The organism is Rhizobium sp. SU303, assembly GCF_021052345.1.
Lineage (GTDB): Bacteria > Pseudomonadota > Alphaproteobacteria > Rhizobiales > Rhizobiaceae > Rhizobium > Rhizobium laguerreae.
In genome coordinates, this window is sequence record NZ_CP088097.1 from 47,837 (window position 1) to 65,622 (window position 17,786).

Annotated in this window: 14 protein-coding genes; 4 read left to right on the top strand and 10 right to left on the bottom strand. The window is 61.8% G+C overall.

Annotation, left to right across the window (positions count from 1 at the left end; translation table 11 throughout):
• Window positions 1–147 precede the first annotated feature (147 nt).
• The 8 genes from RlegSU303_RS29155 to RlegSU303_RS29190 all read right to left on the bottom strand — a co-directional run bounded on the left by RlegSU303_RS29155 (window position 148) and on the right by RlegSU303_RS29190 (window position 11,320).
• Window positions 148–1,293, bottom strand: a complete 1,146-nt coding sequence (locus RlegSU303_RS29155; protein WP_017957808.1) for a glycosyltransferase family protein — start codon at window positions 1,291–1,293, stop codon at window positions 148–150.
• Window positions 1,290–2,537, bottom strand: a complete 1,248-nt coding sequence (locus RlegSU303_RS29160; RefSeq protein ID WP_131719806.1) for a glycosyltransferase — start codon at window positions 2,535–2,537, stop codon at window positions 1,290–1,292. Before RlegSU303_RS29160 ends, RlegSU303_RS29155 begins: the two co-directional genes overlap by 4 nt.
• A gap of 9 nt (window positions 2,538–2,546) precedes the next feature.
• A complete protein-coding gene (locus tag RlegSU303_RS29165) occupies window positions 2,547–3,755 on the bottom strand; it encodes a glycosyltransferase family protein (protein ID WP_017957810.1) in 1,209 nt (402 codons plus the stop codon).
• 96 nt (window positions 3,756–3,851) lie between these two features.
• The gene (locus tag RlegSU303_RS29170; RefSeq protein WP_017957811.1) at window positions 3,852–5,024 is read right to left on the bottom strand and encodes an ABC transporter permease; all 1,173 of its coding nucleotides are present in this window, start codon (window positions 5,022–5,024) and stop codon (window positions 3,852–3,854) included.
• The gene (locus RlegSU303_RS29175; RefSeq protein WP_017957812.1) at window positions 5,024–6,022 is read right to left on the bottom strand and encodes an ABC transporter permease; all 999 of its coding nucleotides are present in this window, start codon (window positions 6,020–6,022) and stop codon (window positions 5,024–5,026) included. Before RlegSU303_RS29175 ends, RlegSU303_RS29170 begins: the two co-directional genes overlap by 1 nt.
• A 3-nt stretch (window positions 6,023–6,025) precedes the next feature.
• Window positions 6,026–7,933 (bottom strand): ABC transporter substrate-binding protein, encoded by a 1,908-nt coding sequence (locus RlegSU303_RS29180; protein ID WP_017957813.1) that lies wholly within the window; start codon window positions 7,931–7,933, stop codon window positions 6,026–6,028.
• Window positions 7,933–9,822, bottom strand: coding sequence for an ABC transporter ATP-binding protein (locus tag RlegSU303_RS29185; protein WP_017957814.1), 1,890 nt, complete (start codon window positions 9,820–9,822; stop codon window positions 7,933–7,935). The genes RlegSU303_RS29180 and RlegSU303_RS29185 overlap by 1 nt, the downstream gene beginning before the upstream one ends.
• A gap of 154 nt (window positions 9,823–9,976) precedes the next feature.
• Window positions 9,977–11,320: an adenylate/guanylate cyclase domain-containing protein gene (locus tag RlegSU303_RS29190; protein ID WP_026158362.1), complete on the bottom strand. Its 1,344-nt coding sequence runs from the start codon at window positions 11,318–11,320 to the stop codon at window positions 9,977–9,979.
• 442 nt (window positions 11,321–11,762) lie between these two features.
• Between RlegSU303_RS29190 and RlegSU303_RS29195 the strand changes: the two genes are divergently transcribed.
• From RlegSU303_RS29195 to RlegSU303_RS29205, 3 genes are all read left to right on the top strand, one after another.
• Window positions 11,763–13,100: a nucleotide sugar dehydrogenase gene (locus RlegSU303_RS29195; protein ID WP_017957816.1), complete on the top strand. Its 1,338-nt coding sequence runs from the start codon at window positions 11,763–11,765 to the stop codon at window positions 13,098–13,100.
• Window positions 13,101–13,235: 135 nt separating this feature from the next.
• Entirely contained in the window at window positions 13,236–13,487 is a 252-nt protein-coding gene (locus tag RlegSU303_RS29200) for a type II toxin-antitoxin system Phd/YefM family antitoxin (protein WP_017957817.1), read from the top strand.
• Between the two features lies 1 nt (window position 13,488).
• Window positions 13,489–13,761: a Txe/YoeB family addiction module toxin gene (locus tag RlegSU303_RS29205; protein ID WP_231283944.1), complete on the top strand. Its 273-nt coding sequence runs from the start codon at window positions 13,489–13,491 to the stop codon at window positions 13,759–13,761.
• 54 nt (window positions 13,762–13,815) lie between these two features.
• On the opposite strand, the gene RlegSU303_RS29210 is transcribed toward RlegSU303_RS29205, so the two are convergent.
• Entirely contained in the window at window positions 13,816–15,042 is a 1,227-nt protein-coding gene (locus RlegSU303_RS29210) for a DUF3095 domain-containing protein (protein WP_026158363.1), read from the bottom strand.
• Window positions 15,043–15,115: 73 nt separating this feature from the next.
• On the opposite strand from RlegSU303_RS29210, the gene RlegSU303_RS29215 reads away from it, so the two are divergent.
• A complete protein-coding gene (locus RlegSU303_RS29215) occupies window positions 15,116–15,595 on the top strand; it encodes a class I SAM-dependent methyltransferase (RefSeq protein ID WP_017957820.1) in 480 nt (159 codons plus the stop codon).
• A gap of 75 nt (window positions 15,596–15,670) precedes the next feature.
• On the opposite strand, the gene RlegSU303_RS29220 is transcribed toward RlegSU303_RS29215, so the two are convergent.
• Window positions 15,671–17,461 (bottom strand): ABC transporter ATP-binding protein, encoded by a 1,791-nt coding sequence (locus tag RlegSU303_RS29220; RefSeq protein ID WP_017957821.1) that lies wholly within the window; start codon window positions 17,459–17,461, stop codon window positions 15,671–15,673.
• Window positions 17,462–17,786: the final 325 nt, after the last annotated feature.

Genomic DNA, 17,786 nt, shown 5'->3' on the forward strand with positions numbered 1-17,786 from the left:
GCGATCCGGGCGCCGGGACGGGAAGGAATTTTGAGAACAGGATCATGCAGCCGGACCGCCGATATCGCAATGAAAACAAGGCGAAGCGACCGGCTGCAGAAATGCCGATTCTCGCCGGAACATTGCTTATATCACAGGAATTTTGGATTAGGCGAGGGATTCGGCAATCATGGAGCGAATGATGAGGGCGGTTTTCTCCGCCCCGTCGAGGTCGAGCAAGATCGGCCCCCGTGGCTGTGCGGCGAGCGCCTTTTCCACCGCCTCCTTCACAAGGCCCGACGTCAGCCCGTTTTCCGGCAGGATATCGGCGAGGCCGAGCGCCTGCAGCCGTTCGGCGCGCACCGTCTGCTCGGTCTCGCCGCCGGCGACGAAGGGGATGAGGATCGCCCGGCATTCGGTACGCAGCAGGTCGCCGACGGTGTTGTAGCCTGCCTGCGAGATCGAGACCTTGGCACCGCGCAGCAGCGAGGGAAAATCCTTGCGGAAGCGCACCAGCGTCACATTCGCCGCCGCGTCCTCAGCCAGCGCGGCGAAATCGGCCTCCGGCAGGTTCGGGCCTGATACCAGCAGCCAACGAAGATTGTCCGGCAGCAGCGCTGCCGCCTCTTTGGCCGCGCCGATCAGCGCGGCGCCGACCGCACCGCCGCCCGCCGATGCGATGATGTCGAATGTCTCGGCAGGTTCCGGCGCCGGCGGGGCTGCGACGAGGCCGGTATAACGCAGCCTGTCGGCGATCTCGGGTGTCAGCGGGAACGTGTCCTCAAGCCTGATGAAACCGGGATCGCCGTGGACGAGCACGGCATCGAAATGATCCTTGACCAGCGTGACGGTCTCCGCGTCGCGGCCGGCCTTGCGGTTTTCCTGCAGGATGTCGCGCACCGAGCTCAAGAGTTTCGGCCGCGGTTCGGCCTTTTCGATCGCCTCGAGCAGCGGCAGCAGTTCGAAACGCATCTGTCGCCGGCCGAAGGGGAAGGCTTCGATGATGACGACATCCGGTCTTGCGGCATGGAAGGCATCGAGCAGCAGCTGGCGGCGGGCATGGAGGAAATCCTCGCCGGCCGGCCGGCCATCGGCATCGGCGAGGCCGGAGAAACCGGCATTGCTGGCGACGACCGCCGGCAGGGCCACGGTCTTCACGCCTTCGCCCGGAAAGCCCGGCACCGGCAGGCCGCCGGTCACGACAGTGACGTCAAAACCGTCCGTCACCAAGGCATTGGCGATGCGGCTGGCGCGGGCTATGTGGCCGATGCCGAGCAGATGCTGGACATAGAAGAAAATACGCGGTGCCGTCATGACGCCTTCTGCCATTCGGCCTCGAACAGGCCAGTGAGCTGTCTGATGCTGGAGTGATAGTCGAAATATTCGCGCACCTGGCTTTCGGCGGCGTCGCCGAGGCGCTTGCGCAGCGCCGGGTCGCGGATCGCCACTTCCAGCGCTCCGGCCAGCAACGCCGGATCCTCCGGCGGCACGACGAGGCCGTTTTCACCGTTCTTCAAGAGTTCCGGCACGCCGGATACGTCGGTCGAGAGGCAGACGAGCCGCTGGCTGGAGGCTTCGACGAGGACGTTCGGCAAGCCGTCGCGGTCGCCGTTGGCAGCGATGCGGCAGGCAAGCGCAAAGAGGTCGGCGCGGCGGTAATGATCGAGCACGTCTTCCTGCGCCATGGCGCCCTTCCAGACGATGCGGCCGGAAATGCCGAGTTCGGTCGCCAGCGCCTTCAGTTTCGCAAGCTCCTCGCCGCCGCCGATATGGTCCATGCGCCAGTGAAGGTCGGCGGGCAACAGCGCCAGCGCGCGCAGCAGCACGTCGTAGCCCTTCTTCTCGACGGCGCGGCCGACGCTGAGGATGAAGGCCGGATCGTCGGGATCGCTGCCGGTCCGGTTCGAACGCTCGCCGGCAAAGTGGCCGAAACGGGCGAGATCGAGACCGTGGTAACTCAGGTGCACGGCCTCCCTGCGTGATGTCAGCGTCCGCATATGGTCGTAGCCCGTCCTGGTGCAGGTGACGGTCCAGCGGGCGCTGCCGAGCTTTTTTTTCAGCTCCCAGTCTGGCGACGTCCATATGTCCTTGGCATGCGCCGAACAGGTCCAGGGCGTGCCCGTGAGGATGCTCGCATATTCCGTCACCGAGGCCGGTGTGTGGATGAAATGGGCATGCAACCATTCGCCCTCGTCCGGCCATTCGCGCCCCAGCACCAGTGCCTGGCCGAGACGGCGGAAGCGATTGCGGGAGATGTCGCGCTTGAGATCGGCGAGGAAGCGCTTCATCAGCGCCTTGAAGCCGGGTTTGGAGAAACCGGCGATGAGGCCCTTCAGCACGCGGATCGGCTCCTCGTGCAGATATTCCGGCAGATAGACGACGCGCGCCCGGATCTCGTCATGCACGGGATGGCGCTTCCTGTCGGTCGGCCGGCGCATCGAAATCAGCGTCAGGTCGAAGCCGGCCTTTTCGAGGCCGAGCAACTCCTGGGCGATGAAGGTTTCCGAGAGGCGGGGATAGCCTTTCAGCACGACGAGGATCTTGCGGCGTGGCGGCAAGGCTTTGCCCTATTCCGCGCCGACGAGGGAAAGGTGGCTGCCGCGGCCGTCGATCCACCGGCCGACGGTCTGCGAGATATGGTCCAGTCCTTCGAGACGCATATTGCCGCCGCTCTTCGACGGTGGCTGGCGGGAGGGCAGGCGCTTTAGCGCCTCGGCCATGATTGTGGGGTCGACCGACTGGTCCGGCAGCAGCATGTCGACGAGGCCGAGCTCGCTTGCCCGCTGGGCGCGCAGCAGCTGCTCCTCGCGCGGCTTGACACGCGGCACGATGAGGGCCGGTTTGTCGAAGGAGAGGATCTCGCAATAGGTGTTGTAGCCACCCATGGCGACGACGCCGGTGGCGCTGTCGATCAGCTCTTCCATGTGATTGTCGAACTCGATCACCTCGATATAGGGAATGGCTTCCCCCTTCTGCACCAGCTTGGAGCGCTCGGCGGCCGGCATATAGGGCCCGAGCACCACGAGCGCCTTCTGCGTCAGCGTCGGATCGGCCTCGTAGGCATTCATGACGTCGTGGACGAGATCGGAGCCGTCGCCGCCGCCGCCCGTGGTGACGAGGATGTAATTGTCCTTGCGGGCGTTGATCGAGGTCTTGCCCCTGGAGACGCTGCGCTGCAGGAAGCCGACGAAATCCATCTTCCGGCGCAGGCTGGCCGGCACGTCGAGGCCGATCAGCGGATCGTAGAAATCCGGCGGACCATAGACCCAGACACTGTCGTAATATTGGTCGATCTTCTGCATGATGCTGTTCTTCTTCCACTCGGCCTCGAGCAGATGCGGCGCGTCCATGATCTCGCGCAGGCCGAGAACCAGGACGGTGCCGCGGGCCTTGAGATAGGCGAGCGTATCCTCGACCTCGCCCTTCAGTCCCATCGGTTCCTTGTCGACGATGAAGATATCGGGCTGGAAGGTCTCGGCCGTGTGGCGAATGCTCGATTCGCGCATCTTCAGCGTCTCGTGCAGGTCGATATGGCTGGCGAGCGAGGTATATTCACCGTTGCGGAGCTTGATGACGCTCGGGATCTTCACGAAGTCGACACGGGCGCGATAGTCGAAGGCGCCGGCGATCGTGGCACCCGAAATGATCAGAATATTGAGGCCGCGATAATCCTCGACCAGCGCATGGGCGATGGCGCGGCAGCGGCGCAGATGGCCGAGACCGAAGGTATCGTGGCTGTACATGAGGATGCGCGCATCTTCGAGACGTCTGGACATGGGCATCCCTTCTGGGCTCAGCAACATAGTTAGTACCCCCACCGTCCGGAGGCCAAGAGGTGGGGGCGGTGCCGTGATGCGCCGCCGCGTTTCCTGCTATTTGTAGGGATCTGCCGCATCACGCAAGCCGTCTCCCAGAAAGTTGAACGCCAAAATGACGAGAACAACAGGAATGATCGGATAGAGCAGCCATGGATAGAAGGCGATGACGCTGACGCTTTTTGCCTCGGTCAGCAGAATGCCCCAGCTGGTGATCGGCGGACGAAGCCCAAGGCCGAGGAAGGAGAGCGCAGTCTCTCCAAGGATCATGCCGGGGATTGAAATCGTCGCCGACGCAATGAGATGTGACATGAAGCCCGGCACCAGATGGCGGCCGATGATGCGAGGCGTGCTGGCGCCCATCAGCTGTGCGGCCTGGACATAATCTTCCTCGCGCAGCGCCAGGAGTTTGGAGCGCACGGCACGCGCCAGACCCGTCCAGTCGATGATGCCGAGGATGACGGTGATGCCGAAATAGATGACGATCGGGCTCCACGTCACCGGCATGATGGCGGCCAGCGCCATCCACAGCGGCAGACTCGGCAGCGATTGCAGCACTTCGATCAGGCGCTGGACGATGAGATCGAAAATGCCGCCGCGATAACCGGCAAGGCCACCGATGACGATGCCGAGCACGAAGCTGATCGAAATGCCGATCAGACCGATGGTCAGCGATATCCGCGCGCCGTAGAGGATGCGCGAGAGTACGTCGCGGCCGAGCCGGTCGGTGCCGAGCAGGAACATCTGGCCGCCGATCGCCGGGCAGACGAGATGATAGTTCGAGGCGACGAGGCCCCAGAATTTGTAGGCATCGCCGCGGCAGAAGAAACGGATCGGCTGCACGTCGTTCGGCCTGTCGGTATAGACGCGGTGCAGCGTGTCGAGATCGAGCGCCATGCTGCGGCCGTAGACGAAGGGACCGACGAAGCTGCCCTTGTCGAAGAGGTGGATCTGCTGCGGCGGCGCGTGGATGAAATCGACATTGCGCGTGTGCAGGCCATAAGGCGCCAGGAACTCGACGATCAGGATCATCAGGTAGACGACGGCGAGAAAGATGCCGGAGATCAAGGCGAGCCTGTGCTGCTTGAACTTCCACCACATCAGCTGCTTCTGCGAGGCGAGATGGATGCGCGATTGCGCCGCCGTCAAGTTTTCGGTCGCCTGGGGATCGAAGGGAGCGGTCGAGACGTAGTGCGGCAGCGGCGCGCCGGGTGCGGGAAGGGGCGACATTATTTGGTGCTCCTGCCTTGCAGACGGATACGGGGATCGAGGAAGCCGAGGGCGATGTCGGAGATCAGTACGCCGATGACGTTGAGGAAGGCCAGGAACATCAGGAAGGAGCCGGCGAGATACATGTCCTGGCTCTGCAGCGCCTTGATCAGCATCGGCCCGGTCGTTTCCAGCGACAGGACGATCGCCACGATTTCGGCGCCGGAAATGATCGACGGCAGGATCGAGCCGATATCGGCGACGAAGAAATTGAGCGCCATGCGCAGCGGATATTTGACCAAGGCCCGCATCGGATGCAGGCCCTTGGCCCGCGCGGTCGTCACATATTGCTTCTGCATCTCGTCGAGAAGATTGGCGCGCAGCCGCCGGATCATGCCGGCCGTCCCGGCAGTGCCGACGATGATAACGGGGATCCAAAGATGGCCGAGGATCGACTTCGCCTTTTCCCAGCTCATCGGCGCGTTGAGATATTGCTGGTCCATCAGATGGCCGATCGACAGACCGAACCAGACATTGGCGAAATACATCAGGATCAGCGCCAGCATGAAGTTCGGAATGGCGATGCCGAGCAGGCCGAGGAAGGTCAGCCCGTAATCACTCCAGCTGTACTGATGCGTCGCCGAATAAATGCCGATGGGAAAGGCGATCAGCCAGGTGAGCAGGATCGTCGTGAAGGAGACGAGCATCGTCAGCCACAGCCGTTCGCCGACCACGTCCGAGACCGGGAGCTGGTATTCGAAGGAATAGCCGAAATCGCCGTGCAGCATGCCGCCGACCCAATAGAAATAGCGCACGATTTCCGGCTTGTCGAAGCCGTATTGCTGGCGCATCTCTTCGATTTCCTGGAGATTGGCGGTCTCGCCAGAGGCCCGCAGCTCGGCGATCTGGCTCTCGAAGAAGTCGCCCGGCGGCAGCTCGATGATGGTGAAGACCAGCGCCGAAATGACGAAGAGCGTCGGCACCATGGCGGCGATGCGCCAGAGAATGTATCTGAGCACGCCTCAGGCCTCCTTGTACCAGAATGCATCCGGCATGTAGACGCCGAGATAGGAGGTGGGGTCGAAGCCGTAGAGCGCTCTGTCCGGCAGGTTCTGCAGCTTGGCGGCGCGAAGGATCGGCTGCGGCGTGCTGTTGATGAGGCCGATCGAGAAGACCTGCTGCGTATAGATCGACAGCATCCTGTGCCAGATCACCTGGCGTTCCTCGAACTTCGCCGTCGAGCCCCATTGGCTGAGCAGGTTGACCAGCTCGGCTGCCTCCGGCAGGTCGGGTGCGACCCCCTCCTGGCCGGCGGAGAGGTAATGCATGCCCCAGAGCGGCCATTGCAACTGATCGTCGAGTGTGGGCGCAAGGCCGGCCGGCGACATGTCGGCCGTCGGCACGCCATTGTCGAGGCCGTACCAGATCGACATCATGATCGAACCGCTCATAGCGCGATTGCGGAAGACATCGCGCTGCGAGGTCCGGGTATAGAGCGCCAGGCCGATATTGGCCCAGTGATCTCGCACCAGTTCCAGCACGTCGGTGTCCAGATTGCTCTCGCCGGCGGTCTCGACGGTGATCTCGGCGCGACGCCCGTCCGGCAGCAGCCGAATGCCGTCGTCGCCGCGTTTGGTCAAGCCGAGTTCGTCGAGCAGGCGGTTGGCCTCGTCGGGATCGAACTTCACGAAGGCATCGGCATATTCCTGCTTGAAGAGCGGGCTATCGGGCAGGACGGTATCGGCGCTCGGCGTTCCCAGACCGTAAAAAGCGACCATGTTGATCTCGTGCCGGTTTATCGCCAACGACAGCGCCCGGCGCAGGCGCACGTCGCGGAACAGGCCGCGCCACACCTCGTCGGCACAGTTGAGGTTCGGCAAGAGCGTGATGCGCGAGCCGCGCGCCAGCTTCCAGAGATTGACCTTCACCGGGAAGCGCTTCTCGGCCTCCTTCAGGAAAGTGTAGTCGTTGAAATCGATGCCGGTCGCCTGCAGGTCGGCTTCGCCGGCCCCGGCCTTGGCGGCGATGATCGACGAGGAGGAGACGTTGAGGACGAAACGGTCGAGATAGGGAAGCTGCCTGCCGGTCTCGTCGACGCGGTGGAAGAACGGATTGCGCTCGAAGACGAATTGCTCGGCCGGCAGTGGCGTCGTGTTGCGCCAGGGATCGAGCGTCGGCAGGTTCGGATTCTCAGGACGGTACGAGCGCGCCATCTTGATGTGCAGGTCCTGCCACTTCTTGACGCGGCTGGCCTTCATCATCTGTTCCATCTTCGCGTCGTCGGGCTGAAATTTCTTGTGGAACTGCTTCAGGTAATGCGCCGGCCCGACGATGACGAGCGGCAAGGGCCCCGCCAGGGTCGGCAGGAACATCGGGTTGGGCTTTTCCCAGGTGTAGCGCACCGTCAGCGGATCGAGCATCTCGAAGCGCGGCAGGCTGCCATGCGGACGAAGCTCCAGCGCGCCGCCGCCCGGCGTCAGCTTCTCGTTCAGGATGACGTCTTCCCACCAATAGCGGAAATCGTCGGCTGTGAACGGCTGGCCGTCTGACCATTTATGACCTTCGCGCAGCGTGAAAGTGAAGACCCTCTCGTCCTCGGCGTGGAAATCGGCCAGAATATCCGGCTGGAACTGCAGGTGCTTGTCATAGCCGACCAGGCGGGCATAGCCGTAAATCGTCATGAACCGGATGTCGCGCTGGCCGCCGATGATGGTGCGCACCGTGCCGCCATAGGTGCCGGGCTGCAGCCCCATCTCCTTCAGGTTGACGATGCGTGGGCGAGCGGGAATGCGCTCGGCCATCGGCGGCAGGCTGCCTGATGCCAACCGCTCCTTCAGGAATTCCGGCTCGCTGTCTTGTCCGGCGCGAAGCACCGCGGGTGCGATCGCAGCACCGACAAGGCCGCCGAGAAAGATGCGACGCGTCACCATCAGCGCAACTCCTTGGCATCGGCGCCTTTGCGGGCGCGCACCAGATGGCCGTCGCCGAGGTCGGCATAGGCAAGTTCGGAAGCGTCGTCATGCTCGGCGGTGAAGGTCGCGCCCCAGTTCTGCTTGTCGGCGGCGCCGTTTTCCCTGAGCGCCTTGAAATCGAGCGGCCGGTCGAGATCGGGAAAGGGGACGGCGGCGAGCAGCGATTTCGTATAGGGGTGCACCGGATCGCGCAGGATGATCTCGCGCGGCGCAATCTCGACGATGCGGCCCTTGCACATCACCGCGATGCGGTCGGCCATGTAATCGACGACGGCGAGATTGTGCGAAATGAATAGATAGGTAAGCCCCAGTTCCTTCTGCAAGTCCTTCAACAGGTTGAGGATCTGCGCTTGCACGGAGACGTCGAGCGCCGAGACCGGCTCATCGAGGATGACGAGCTTCGGGCCGAGCGCGAGTGCGCGCGCGATGCCGATGCGCTGACGCTGGCCGCCTGAAAAACTGTGCGGGTAACGGCTGAGATAACGCTTGTCGAGGCCGATTGCCGCCATCAACCCTTCGACCTTGCGCTTGCGCTCGTCACTGTCGCCGCGGTCATGGATCTCGAGTGGTTCACTCAGGATGTTGCGCACCGTCATGCGTGGCGAGAGCGAGGAGACCGGGTCCTGGAACACCATCTGGATCTTGGTCCGCATGTCCTGCAGTTCTGAGCCTTTGACGGAGAGGACGTCGACGACCTCCTTGCCGTCATTGAACACCACCGCGCCGCTGTCCGGCGTGATGGCGCGCATCAGGATCTTGCTGAGCGTCGTCTTGCCGCAGCCGGACTCGCCCACCAGGCCGAGACATTCGCCGCGGCGGATGTCGAAGCTGACGTCGTCGACGGCGCGCAGGACGGTGGCTTCGTGCTTGCCGAAGAAACTGCGCTTGCGCGTCTTGTAGGTCTTCGAGAGATTGGCGACGGAAAGCAGGATGCCCGGCGCCTCTGCCTGGAGAGGCTTTTTCTTGCCAACCAGGGACTCGAGATTGACCGTTACATCGCGCAGCGCTTTCAGCCGCTCGCCCGGTTTCATGTCAAAATGCGGAACGGCGGCCATCAGGCCCTTGAGATAGGGATGCTGCGGATTGCGGAAGATATCCTCGACGGGTCCTGCTTCCATGATCTCGCCGTGGTAGATGACGACAACCTCGTCGGCCATGTTGGCGACGATGCCGAGATCGTGGGTAATCAGCAGCATCGCCATGCCGAGCTTCGCCTGCAGCTCGCGGAGCAGTTCCAGGATCTGCGCCTGGATCGTCACGTCGAGCGCGGTCGTCGGCTCGTCGGCAATCAATAGCGCCGGTTTGCAGATCAGCGCCATGGCGATCATCGCGCGCTGCCGCATGCCGCCGGACAGTTCGAACGGATACATGTCGTAGGTGCGATGTGGGTTAGAGAAGCCGACCAGGCCGAGCATCTCCTCGGTCTTCTCACGGGCTTCCTGCTTGTCGGCTTCGGTATGGATCAGCAGCACTTCGCTGATCTGATTGCCGATCGTATGCAGCGGCGAGAGCGAGGTCATCGGCTCCTGGAAGATCGTCGCCATGCGCCGGCCGCGCAGATCGCGCATTTCCTCGCTGTCGCGCGGAAAGGACAGGATATCAGTTGTGCTGCCGTCGAGCGGATCGGTGAAAAGGATGCTGCCCGAGGCCTTGGCCGGATTGGGCAGGATGCCCATGATCGACTGGCTGATTACCGATTTTCCCGAGCCGGATTCACCGACGAGAGCGGTGACCTTGCCCGGAAGAATGCGAAGATTTGCTTGTTTTACGACGCGTAGCCGGTCACCGAAAACCGAGAAGGAGACGTCGAGATTTTCAATACGCAACAGATCCGCTGCAGACGCCATACCAATGAAATTCCCCAGTCTTCTATGTTCCCGTTAAGGCACACTATCGTACCGTAAACAGGGTGTCTAGCTGATGACAATCATAGATAAACCAGCATGCCCCGCCGAAGTTCCCCGGGCGAGACGCGCAGATTATGACAGGGGTTGCACGCGCTTACTGGATGAACTTCTCCATGCTGGTGCGCTCGACATGTTTCTTTGCATCGCGATGCAGGAGAATGACCTGCTCGGCTTCTGAAAGTCCGTTCTGCACGGCCTCGCGGAAGCCCTCGTCGACGTTGATTGCCGGCGCCGGCGCGCGCGGCTGCAGCACGGTCACCTTCTGGCGGATGCCGCGCAGCTTCTCTTCGCCGAGCGTCGTCCATTCGCCGCCGCAATAGCCGGCGAAGGCCTGGCTGGCGACGACCTCGCGGCCGTATTTCTTGGTCAGGATCTGCAGACGTTGCACCTCGTTGACCGCCGAGCCGAAGGCGGAGAAGGTCAGGCGGTCCTTGAGGCCGACATTGCCGAACATGACGTTGCCGACATGCAGGCCGATGCCGTAGCCGATCCTGGTCAAGCCCTTCTGCTCGCGGTCCCTGTTGAGTTCGGCAACCCGCGCCTGCGCCTGATGGACGGCCGAAAGAGCTGCCTCGCAGGCAATTTTCGATGGGTCCTTGTGACGTCCGCAAGGATAGACGGCGAGGAAGCCGTCGCCGAGGAAACTCAGGATCTCGCCGCCGTTACGATTGAACGGGGCGGCGATCGCGTCGAAGAACTGGTTCAGCGTGTCGATATAGGCCTGCCGGCCTTCCTTTTCGGCATACATGGTGGATTCGCGCATGTCGCCCATGACCAGCGCCGCGCGGATCGTCTCACCGTCGCCGCGGCGGATTTGGCCATTCAGCACCCGCTTGCCGGCGTCGCCGCCGAGATAGGTGGTCAGCATGTTGTTGGCGAGCTTGCCGAGTACCGCCATCTTGGCGGCGACCGCCAGATGGTTCTGCATCCTGAGCAGCGCATCGATCATGTCGTCGGAAAAGCCGGTGTTATGGTCCGTCGACCAGGAACCCATCATGCCCTGCACGGAACCGTCGCCGAAGGGCTGCACGAAGGCGAGATAGTCGGTGATGCTGTCCTTGCGCAGGTCCTCGAAAATCGGAAATTCGTTCGGCCCATCCTGCATCAGCCGGCGGCGGATGTGCTGCAGATTGTTGTCGAGCAGGTAATAATAAGGACTCTGCAGGAAGCGGTCCGGCTTCTGCCCGGCGGGCATGCGAAAGCCCTCGATGGTGACGCCGCTGGCGCGCCGCCAGGTGAAGCTCAGCGCATCGTAGAGCGGATGCAACATCGAGAAAGAAAGATGCACGCGCGCAAGCGGCAGGCCTGCAGCCGTTAGCCTTTCGCAGAAACCGCGGACGATGTTTTCAAGCTCGTCTCCGGCCAGCGAAGAGTTCGTCAGCCATTCAGCGACCCGGTCCAACAGGATGGAGGACACGCTGGATTCGATCGTGCTCATTCTTGGTATGATCCTCATAAGGCACGCCATCCCCAAGAGTCAAAAGTCCCTCGGCCGGCACATTTTCATGCGCAGGTCACAAGGAAATCAGGATGTACGAGCGGTATTATTGTGTCAACGGATCTGCCGAAAGCCCGGCAGCGGCGCCCCTCAGGTCCCCATATCGGGAGATCGGACGGGTTGTCCTTTCCAGGTGGTTCATTATCAAAAGTCAAAATAGGGATGCTGCAAATGCGAAACAATGGGATGCGCATTTTTTTGTGCGCTCAAGTTGCAGCAAAGCCCGTCGCCGAGTCATTTCGGCCACACCCGGATAAGCATCGCAAAGGGGTTGCGGCCCTATTTTCTGCTCCTGTCGTCAGCGGAGAAAAGCAGCCCGGGTTTAATTTGCCTGGAGCATGCATTAGATCAGCCTCCTCTTCCCCGTTTGAAAGATCCCGCCTTGGCCATCTCCACCTTCGATACGCTTTTGCAGAAGATCGAAACCCGCGCGGCGCGTGCCGGCATCATCGGCCTCGGCTATGTCGGCCTGCCGCTGGCGATGGCGGTGGCGCGCAGCGGCTTTGCGGTCACCGGCTTCGACATCGATCCCTCCAAGATGGTGGCTCTCGATGCCTGCCGCTCCTATATCGACGCGGTGAGCGACGAGGCGCTTTCGGCCGAGATCGATGCGGGCCGCTTCAAGGCGACGACCGATTTCGCCGGCCTTGCCGAGTGCGACGTCGTCATCATCTGCGTGCCGACGCCGCTCACCAAGCATCGCGATCCCGATCTTTCCTTCGTCGAGGCGACGTCGCGCTCGATCGCCGCGCATTTGCGCCCCGGTCAGCTCGTCGTGCTGGAATCGACCACTTATCCCGGCACGACCGATGACGTGGTGAAGGTCATTCTCGAAGACACGGGGCTGAAGTCCGGCTCGGACTTTTTCGTCGGCTTCTCGCCGGAGCGCGAGGATCCCGGCAATCAGCATTATCATACCGCCACGATTCCCAAGGTCGTCGCCGGCGACGGGGCCGAGGCGCTGGCGCTAATGAAGGCCTTCTATGGTGCGGCGGTATCGTCCGTCGTTCCGGTCTCTTCGAATGCGACGGCCGAGGCGGTGAAGCTCACCGAAAACATCTTCCGCTCGGTCAACATCGCCCTCGTCAACGAGCTGAAGACCGTCTATGCGGCGATGGGCATCGACGTCTGGGAAGTGATCGACGCGGCTAAGACCAAGCCCTTCGGCTACATGCCCTTCTATCCCGGCCCCGGCCTCGGCGGCCATTGTATCCCGATCGATCCCTTCTATCTCACCTGGAAATCGCGCGAGTACGAGCTGCCAACCCGCTTCATCGAGCTTGCCGGCGAGATCAATTCGGCAATGCCGCGTTATGTCGTCGGCAAGCTCGCCGAAGCCCTCGACATCCGTGCCGGCAAGGCATTGAGCCGCAGCAGGGTGCTGGTGCTCGGGCTCGCCTACAAGAAGAACGTCGCGGATATCCGCGAGAGCCCGTCGCTGCGGCTGATCGAGATCATCGAGGAGCGTGGCGGACACGCAGATTACCATGATCCCTTCGTCGCCGAGATTCCGCCGACGCGCGAATACCAGGCGCTGAAAGGCCGCAAGTCGGTGACGCTGACGCCTGATACCATTGCCGGCTACGATGCGGTGCTGGTCGCGACCGACCACGATCGGGTCGATTATGCGGCGCTCGCAAAAAGCGCCTCGCTCATTGTCGACACCCGCAACGTCTTCAACCGGCTCGGCCTCTCGGCCGATCACGTCATAAAGGCGTGACGGAAACGTCACTGCATAAGTCTGCTATTCGGCAGCGACCCTCACCGAGATGGCGGGCGGGCTGATGGCCCGTACTTGACATTCCAGCAATCTGTACATATATCCGTACGCTTGGTAACTAGGAGAGGATGTCGAATGGCCCATGTTCGTTTGACGGAGTTCCGGCAAAACATTGCAACCTATTTTGATCAAGTCCTCTCTTCTCGGGCTCCTCTGCTTGTGACCCGTCAAGGCTCGGAAGCAATGGTCCTGGTTGCCGAAGGCGAGTACGAGAGTATGCAAGAGACGCTACACCTGCTCTCGACGCCTGCTAATTCTGCCCGGCTACGCGAAAGTATAGGACAGCTTCGAAAGGGGCAGGTGATAGAGAGCGATCCAACTCTCTGACATGAAATTGCTATGGACCCCTAATTCCTTGGAAGAGTACGAATACTGGCAGAAAAACGACCAGAAGATGGTCGAGAAAATCAACGAACTCCTGAAGGATACAAAAAGGTCACCCTTTAAAGGTCTGGGCAAGCCAGAGCCACTGAAGGGCGATCTATCCGGATTTTGGTCAAGGCGCATACACGGAGAGCATCGGCTCGTCTACTGCGTCACTGGCAAGGGTGCCAACCAACAGCTGGAAATCATCCAGTGCCGATTTCACTACGAAAAATAGGTTCTTGCGCAGTGCAGTTGATCGCGACGTGCGAAAGCTTGCGCGATCATAGTGTTAAATCATGCTCGGCGCTGTAGAAAGCGATTTGCCGGTCATCCGGCTCGCGGCCACCGCATAACCGCCGGCCGCACCGTCGATGAAATGCATATGGTCGCGCGAAATTGGCGTCGGCACGAAGCAGGTCATCAGCGCCGAGGCCTGCCGATGCAGGCCGTAGCGGACAATTCCCTTGGCCCGCGCCGCTTCCAGTAGCGTCTCGATCCGTTTCAGATGTTCGGCGTCGACGTCGATCGTCATCTTCAGCCCGTCATCGAACTTGCGAAAATCGGAATTGCCGGCGACGTCGCGCTTGTAGCGGCGGGCGTCGAAGCGACCGAGTGGAATGCCGAGCTTGTAGCACACGACGGTGATGGCAAGCTGCAGGAAGATGATGAGCTTCTGCCGCAATCGCCGGCCAGCCGGCGCGGTGGCCTTGGCTTCGCGGTTGATGCCGTGCAGGGAGAAGGCAAGGTTTGGACCATCCGCCGGTACCGGATGGCTATCCCGGTTCTGCTCGGTGGTGATGGCGACGATGCCGTTGACGAGGTCCCGGAATTCCTGCCCCGGCCGGCCTTCGCCGGGAACCGCGATGATCGAGACGATCTCGCCGTGCCTGGCGTCGATCGGGCTCCAGCGGCAGGAAAGGCCGGTGAGATCGGGGCGCGTTCCCGGGGCCGCGCGGGTAACGCCGTACCGGCCGAGCTTCATCTGTTTTTCAGCCCAGCTGGTGCCGCCGCCCCAGAACATCGCATAGGTGACATAAGGGCTTGCGGAGTAACGCGCGACGCGGACGTCGAGGCCCTCGGCGCGGGTGTCGGCGACCGGCACGATGGCGATGCGCAGCGTCAGGCCCAAATCCTCCTCGACCCAGACCTGCACGGCGGCAAGGGCGTCGCGCGCCTGCTTTTCCAGCGAGCCCGGAAGCGCAATCAGCGCGCCGTCGCCGCCGAATACGAAGGGGTAGTCGCCCTTGCCGACGGAATTCAACACCGCTGATATGACGCTGGCGCCTGCCATGTTGACGTCCTTGTAACGGCCGGCAGCGATCGCCGGCGTCGAGCCGACGATGTCGGCCAGCGCCAGCACCCAACCGTCCGGCAGGGGCCGGTAGTTGGCGGCGTCGGTCACGCCCTCGAATTCGCTGAAGAGCGGCACTTCGGCAAAGAAATCTTCGTCGGTCACGGTTTTCATATCGTCCAGCTTAGCACAGACCCATGTTGCCACTGCAACGCCAATTCCCATTTACGGCAATCGACTTGGCAAGGTTTCATGTGTTAGCACGCGCTCACGATTTTTCATCACGGATACGGATTAGATGAGCCGCCTCGACAGCTTCATTCGCCGATTGACGGCTCAACGCGACATTTTGAACTCGATCATCGATCTGGTGGGACAAATTGAAGGCCCCGTTCTGGAGTTCGGCCTCGGCAATGGCCGCACCTATGATCATCTGCGCGAGAACTTTCCCGGCCGCCGCATCGTCGCCTTCGACTGGGAAGTCCGTTCCTATTCGGCCTCGACACCGGGGGCAGGAGACATGGTGACCGGCAATATCCGCGAGTCCGGCCAGGCCTTCGTCGGCATCGGTGCAGCCCTTGCCCACGCCGATATCGGCACCGGCCATGACGAGGTCGACGCGGTGACGCTGACCTGGCTGCCGAAGCTGATGGCCGGCGTGCTGGCCATTAACGGCATCGCCGTCAGCGGGCTGCCGCTGGAGCATCCCGAGCTGGTGGCGCTGCCGCTGCCGGACGGCATCAAGGAAGGCCGTTATTTCCTCTACCGAAGGACGTAAAGGATAGCATCGGCAGCAGTACAAAGTGCTACAGCGCCGCGCGTCTGAAAGACGCGCGGCGCTATCGTGTTTCGGTTACGCCACCAGACCCTTGGTCAGTTCCAGCGCCTGCCGTTCGAACAGCCGGCGATAGATACCGTTATTGAGCCGGATCAGCGCCTGGTGGTCGCCTTCTTCGACAATATTTCCCTTGTCGAAGACCAGCAGCCGGTCCAGTGCTCGCACCGTGGACAGCCGGTGGGCGATGACCAGCGTCGTGCGGCCGTTCATCAGGCGCTCCATCGCCTGCTGGATCTGCACTTCGCTCTCGCTGTCGAGGCTCGACGTCGCCTCGTCCAGGATCAGCACCGGCGCATCAGCCAGGAAGGCACGGGCAATGGCGACACGCTGCCGCTCGCCGCCCGACAGCTTGACGCCGCGTTCCCCGACCATCGTCTCATAGCCCTTGGGAAGCTCCATGATGAAGTCGTGGGCACTGGCCTGTTTTGCCGCCTGCTCGATCTCGCGTCGCGAGGCGTTCGGCCGGGAATAGGCGATGTTTTCCGCCAGCGTGCGGTGGAACAGGATGGGCTCCTGCTGCACGATGGCGATCTGGCCGCGAAGGCTTGATTGCTTGACCGCCGCGATATCCTGTCCGTCGATGCGGATTTCGCCCGAGTTCACGTCATAGAGCCGCTGGATGAGCTTGACGAAGGTCGTCTTGCCGGAGCCCGAATGCCCGACCAGGCCCACGCGCTCACCCGGCTTGATGGTGACCGAAAAGTCCTCATAAAGCGGGGTGGGATGCGCCCCATACTGGAAAGTGACACGATCGAAGACGATCTCGCCCTCGCCAATTTTGATCGGCTTGGCGTTGGGCTTGTCTTCGATACCGAGCGGCATCTTGTCGAGCAGCACCAGTTCTTCCATGTCGTTGACGGCACGCTGCAGATTGCGGATGTCCTGGCCGACATTGCGCAGATAGCCTTGCAGAACGAAGAACATGGCCAGCACGAAGGTGATGTCGCCAGGCGTCGCCAACCCCTGCTGCCACATGACAAGGCCCGTTCCCAGAATACCTGCCTGCATGGAAACCATCATGAAGCCCTGGATCGTGCCGCTCAAGGTGCCGCGCTTCCATGTCCGTCGCGTCCGGCTGTCCCATTTGGTCAGCACGTGGCGCAAGCGTCCCTCTTCGCGGTTTTCAGCGCCGAAGGCCTTGACCACCGAATTGCAGCTGATGGCATCTGCCAGCGCACCACCAAGCTTGCTGTCCCAGGCATTGGCAAGCCGTGCCGCCGGCGACACGAAGCCCATGGAAAGCGCCACGGTCACGCCGATATAAATCAGCGACCCCGCAGCCACGATCAGGCCCATGATTGGCCAGTAGCTGCCGAGCACGATGCTGGCGCCCACCAGCATGACGATGGACGGCAGCAGGGCGACCAGCAGCAAGTCGTTGAGCTGGTCGAGCGCCCACATGCCGCGGGTGATCTTGCGCACCGTCGAGCCGGCAAAGCTGTTGGCGTGCCAGTCGGTCGAGAACCGCTGCACCTTGTGGAAACCGTTATTGACCACATCCGCCATGGTGCGCAGCGTCAGCCGGATGATGCCGTTGAAGATGAACCAGCGCAGCACCACGCTGGTGAGGCCGAGTGTCACGACGATGGCGAAGGCGCGCAGAGCACCATCAGCCGCATTGCTGCCGGCAATGGCATCGACGATCCGGCCGGAAAACACCGGCACCATGACTTCAGCCAGGGTGCTGACGACCACCAGCACAATAATAATGGCCACCAATAGAGGCCGATGGGTCCAATGATGGAAAACAAAGCCGAGCACATGGCGATAGGCATCGGCGCGGAAATCGAGCTTCTTGCGAGTCATTTTAATCGCTCGGCGCCGTGTTCGGCAACCGGTCCTCAAAAATAGAGAGTTGGATGGCACAGCCCAAGCGGGAGACGAAATAATCCCGTTGGATCAATCGGGCTGTGAATTAAGGGAAAACCGCATGTCGGGCGCGCGAGGCGGGCCGCGAATGGAAATGACCTAGCGTCGGAACATTCCGTGCGGGAAGGTTTCGATGATTGCTGGTGTCATGCAACGCCTCCCTTATGTTCGAACTAAAGCGGTGAGCGTTTTGTACCGAAGCAATTCGCCATTGCCAAGCGGATATTTGCAACCTTACGGAAAGTGATGCGGAAACGACACA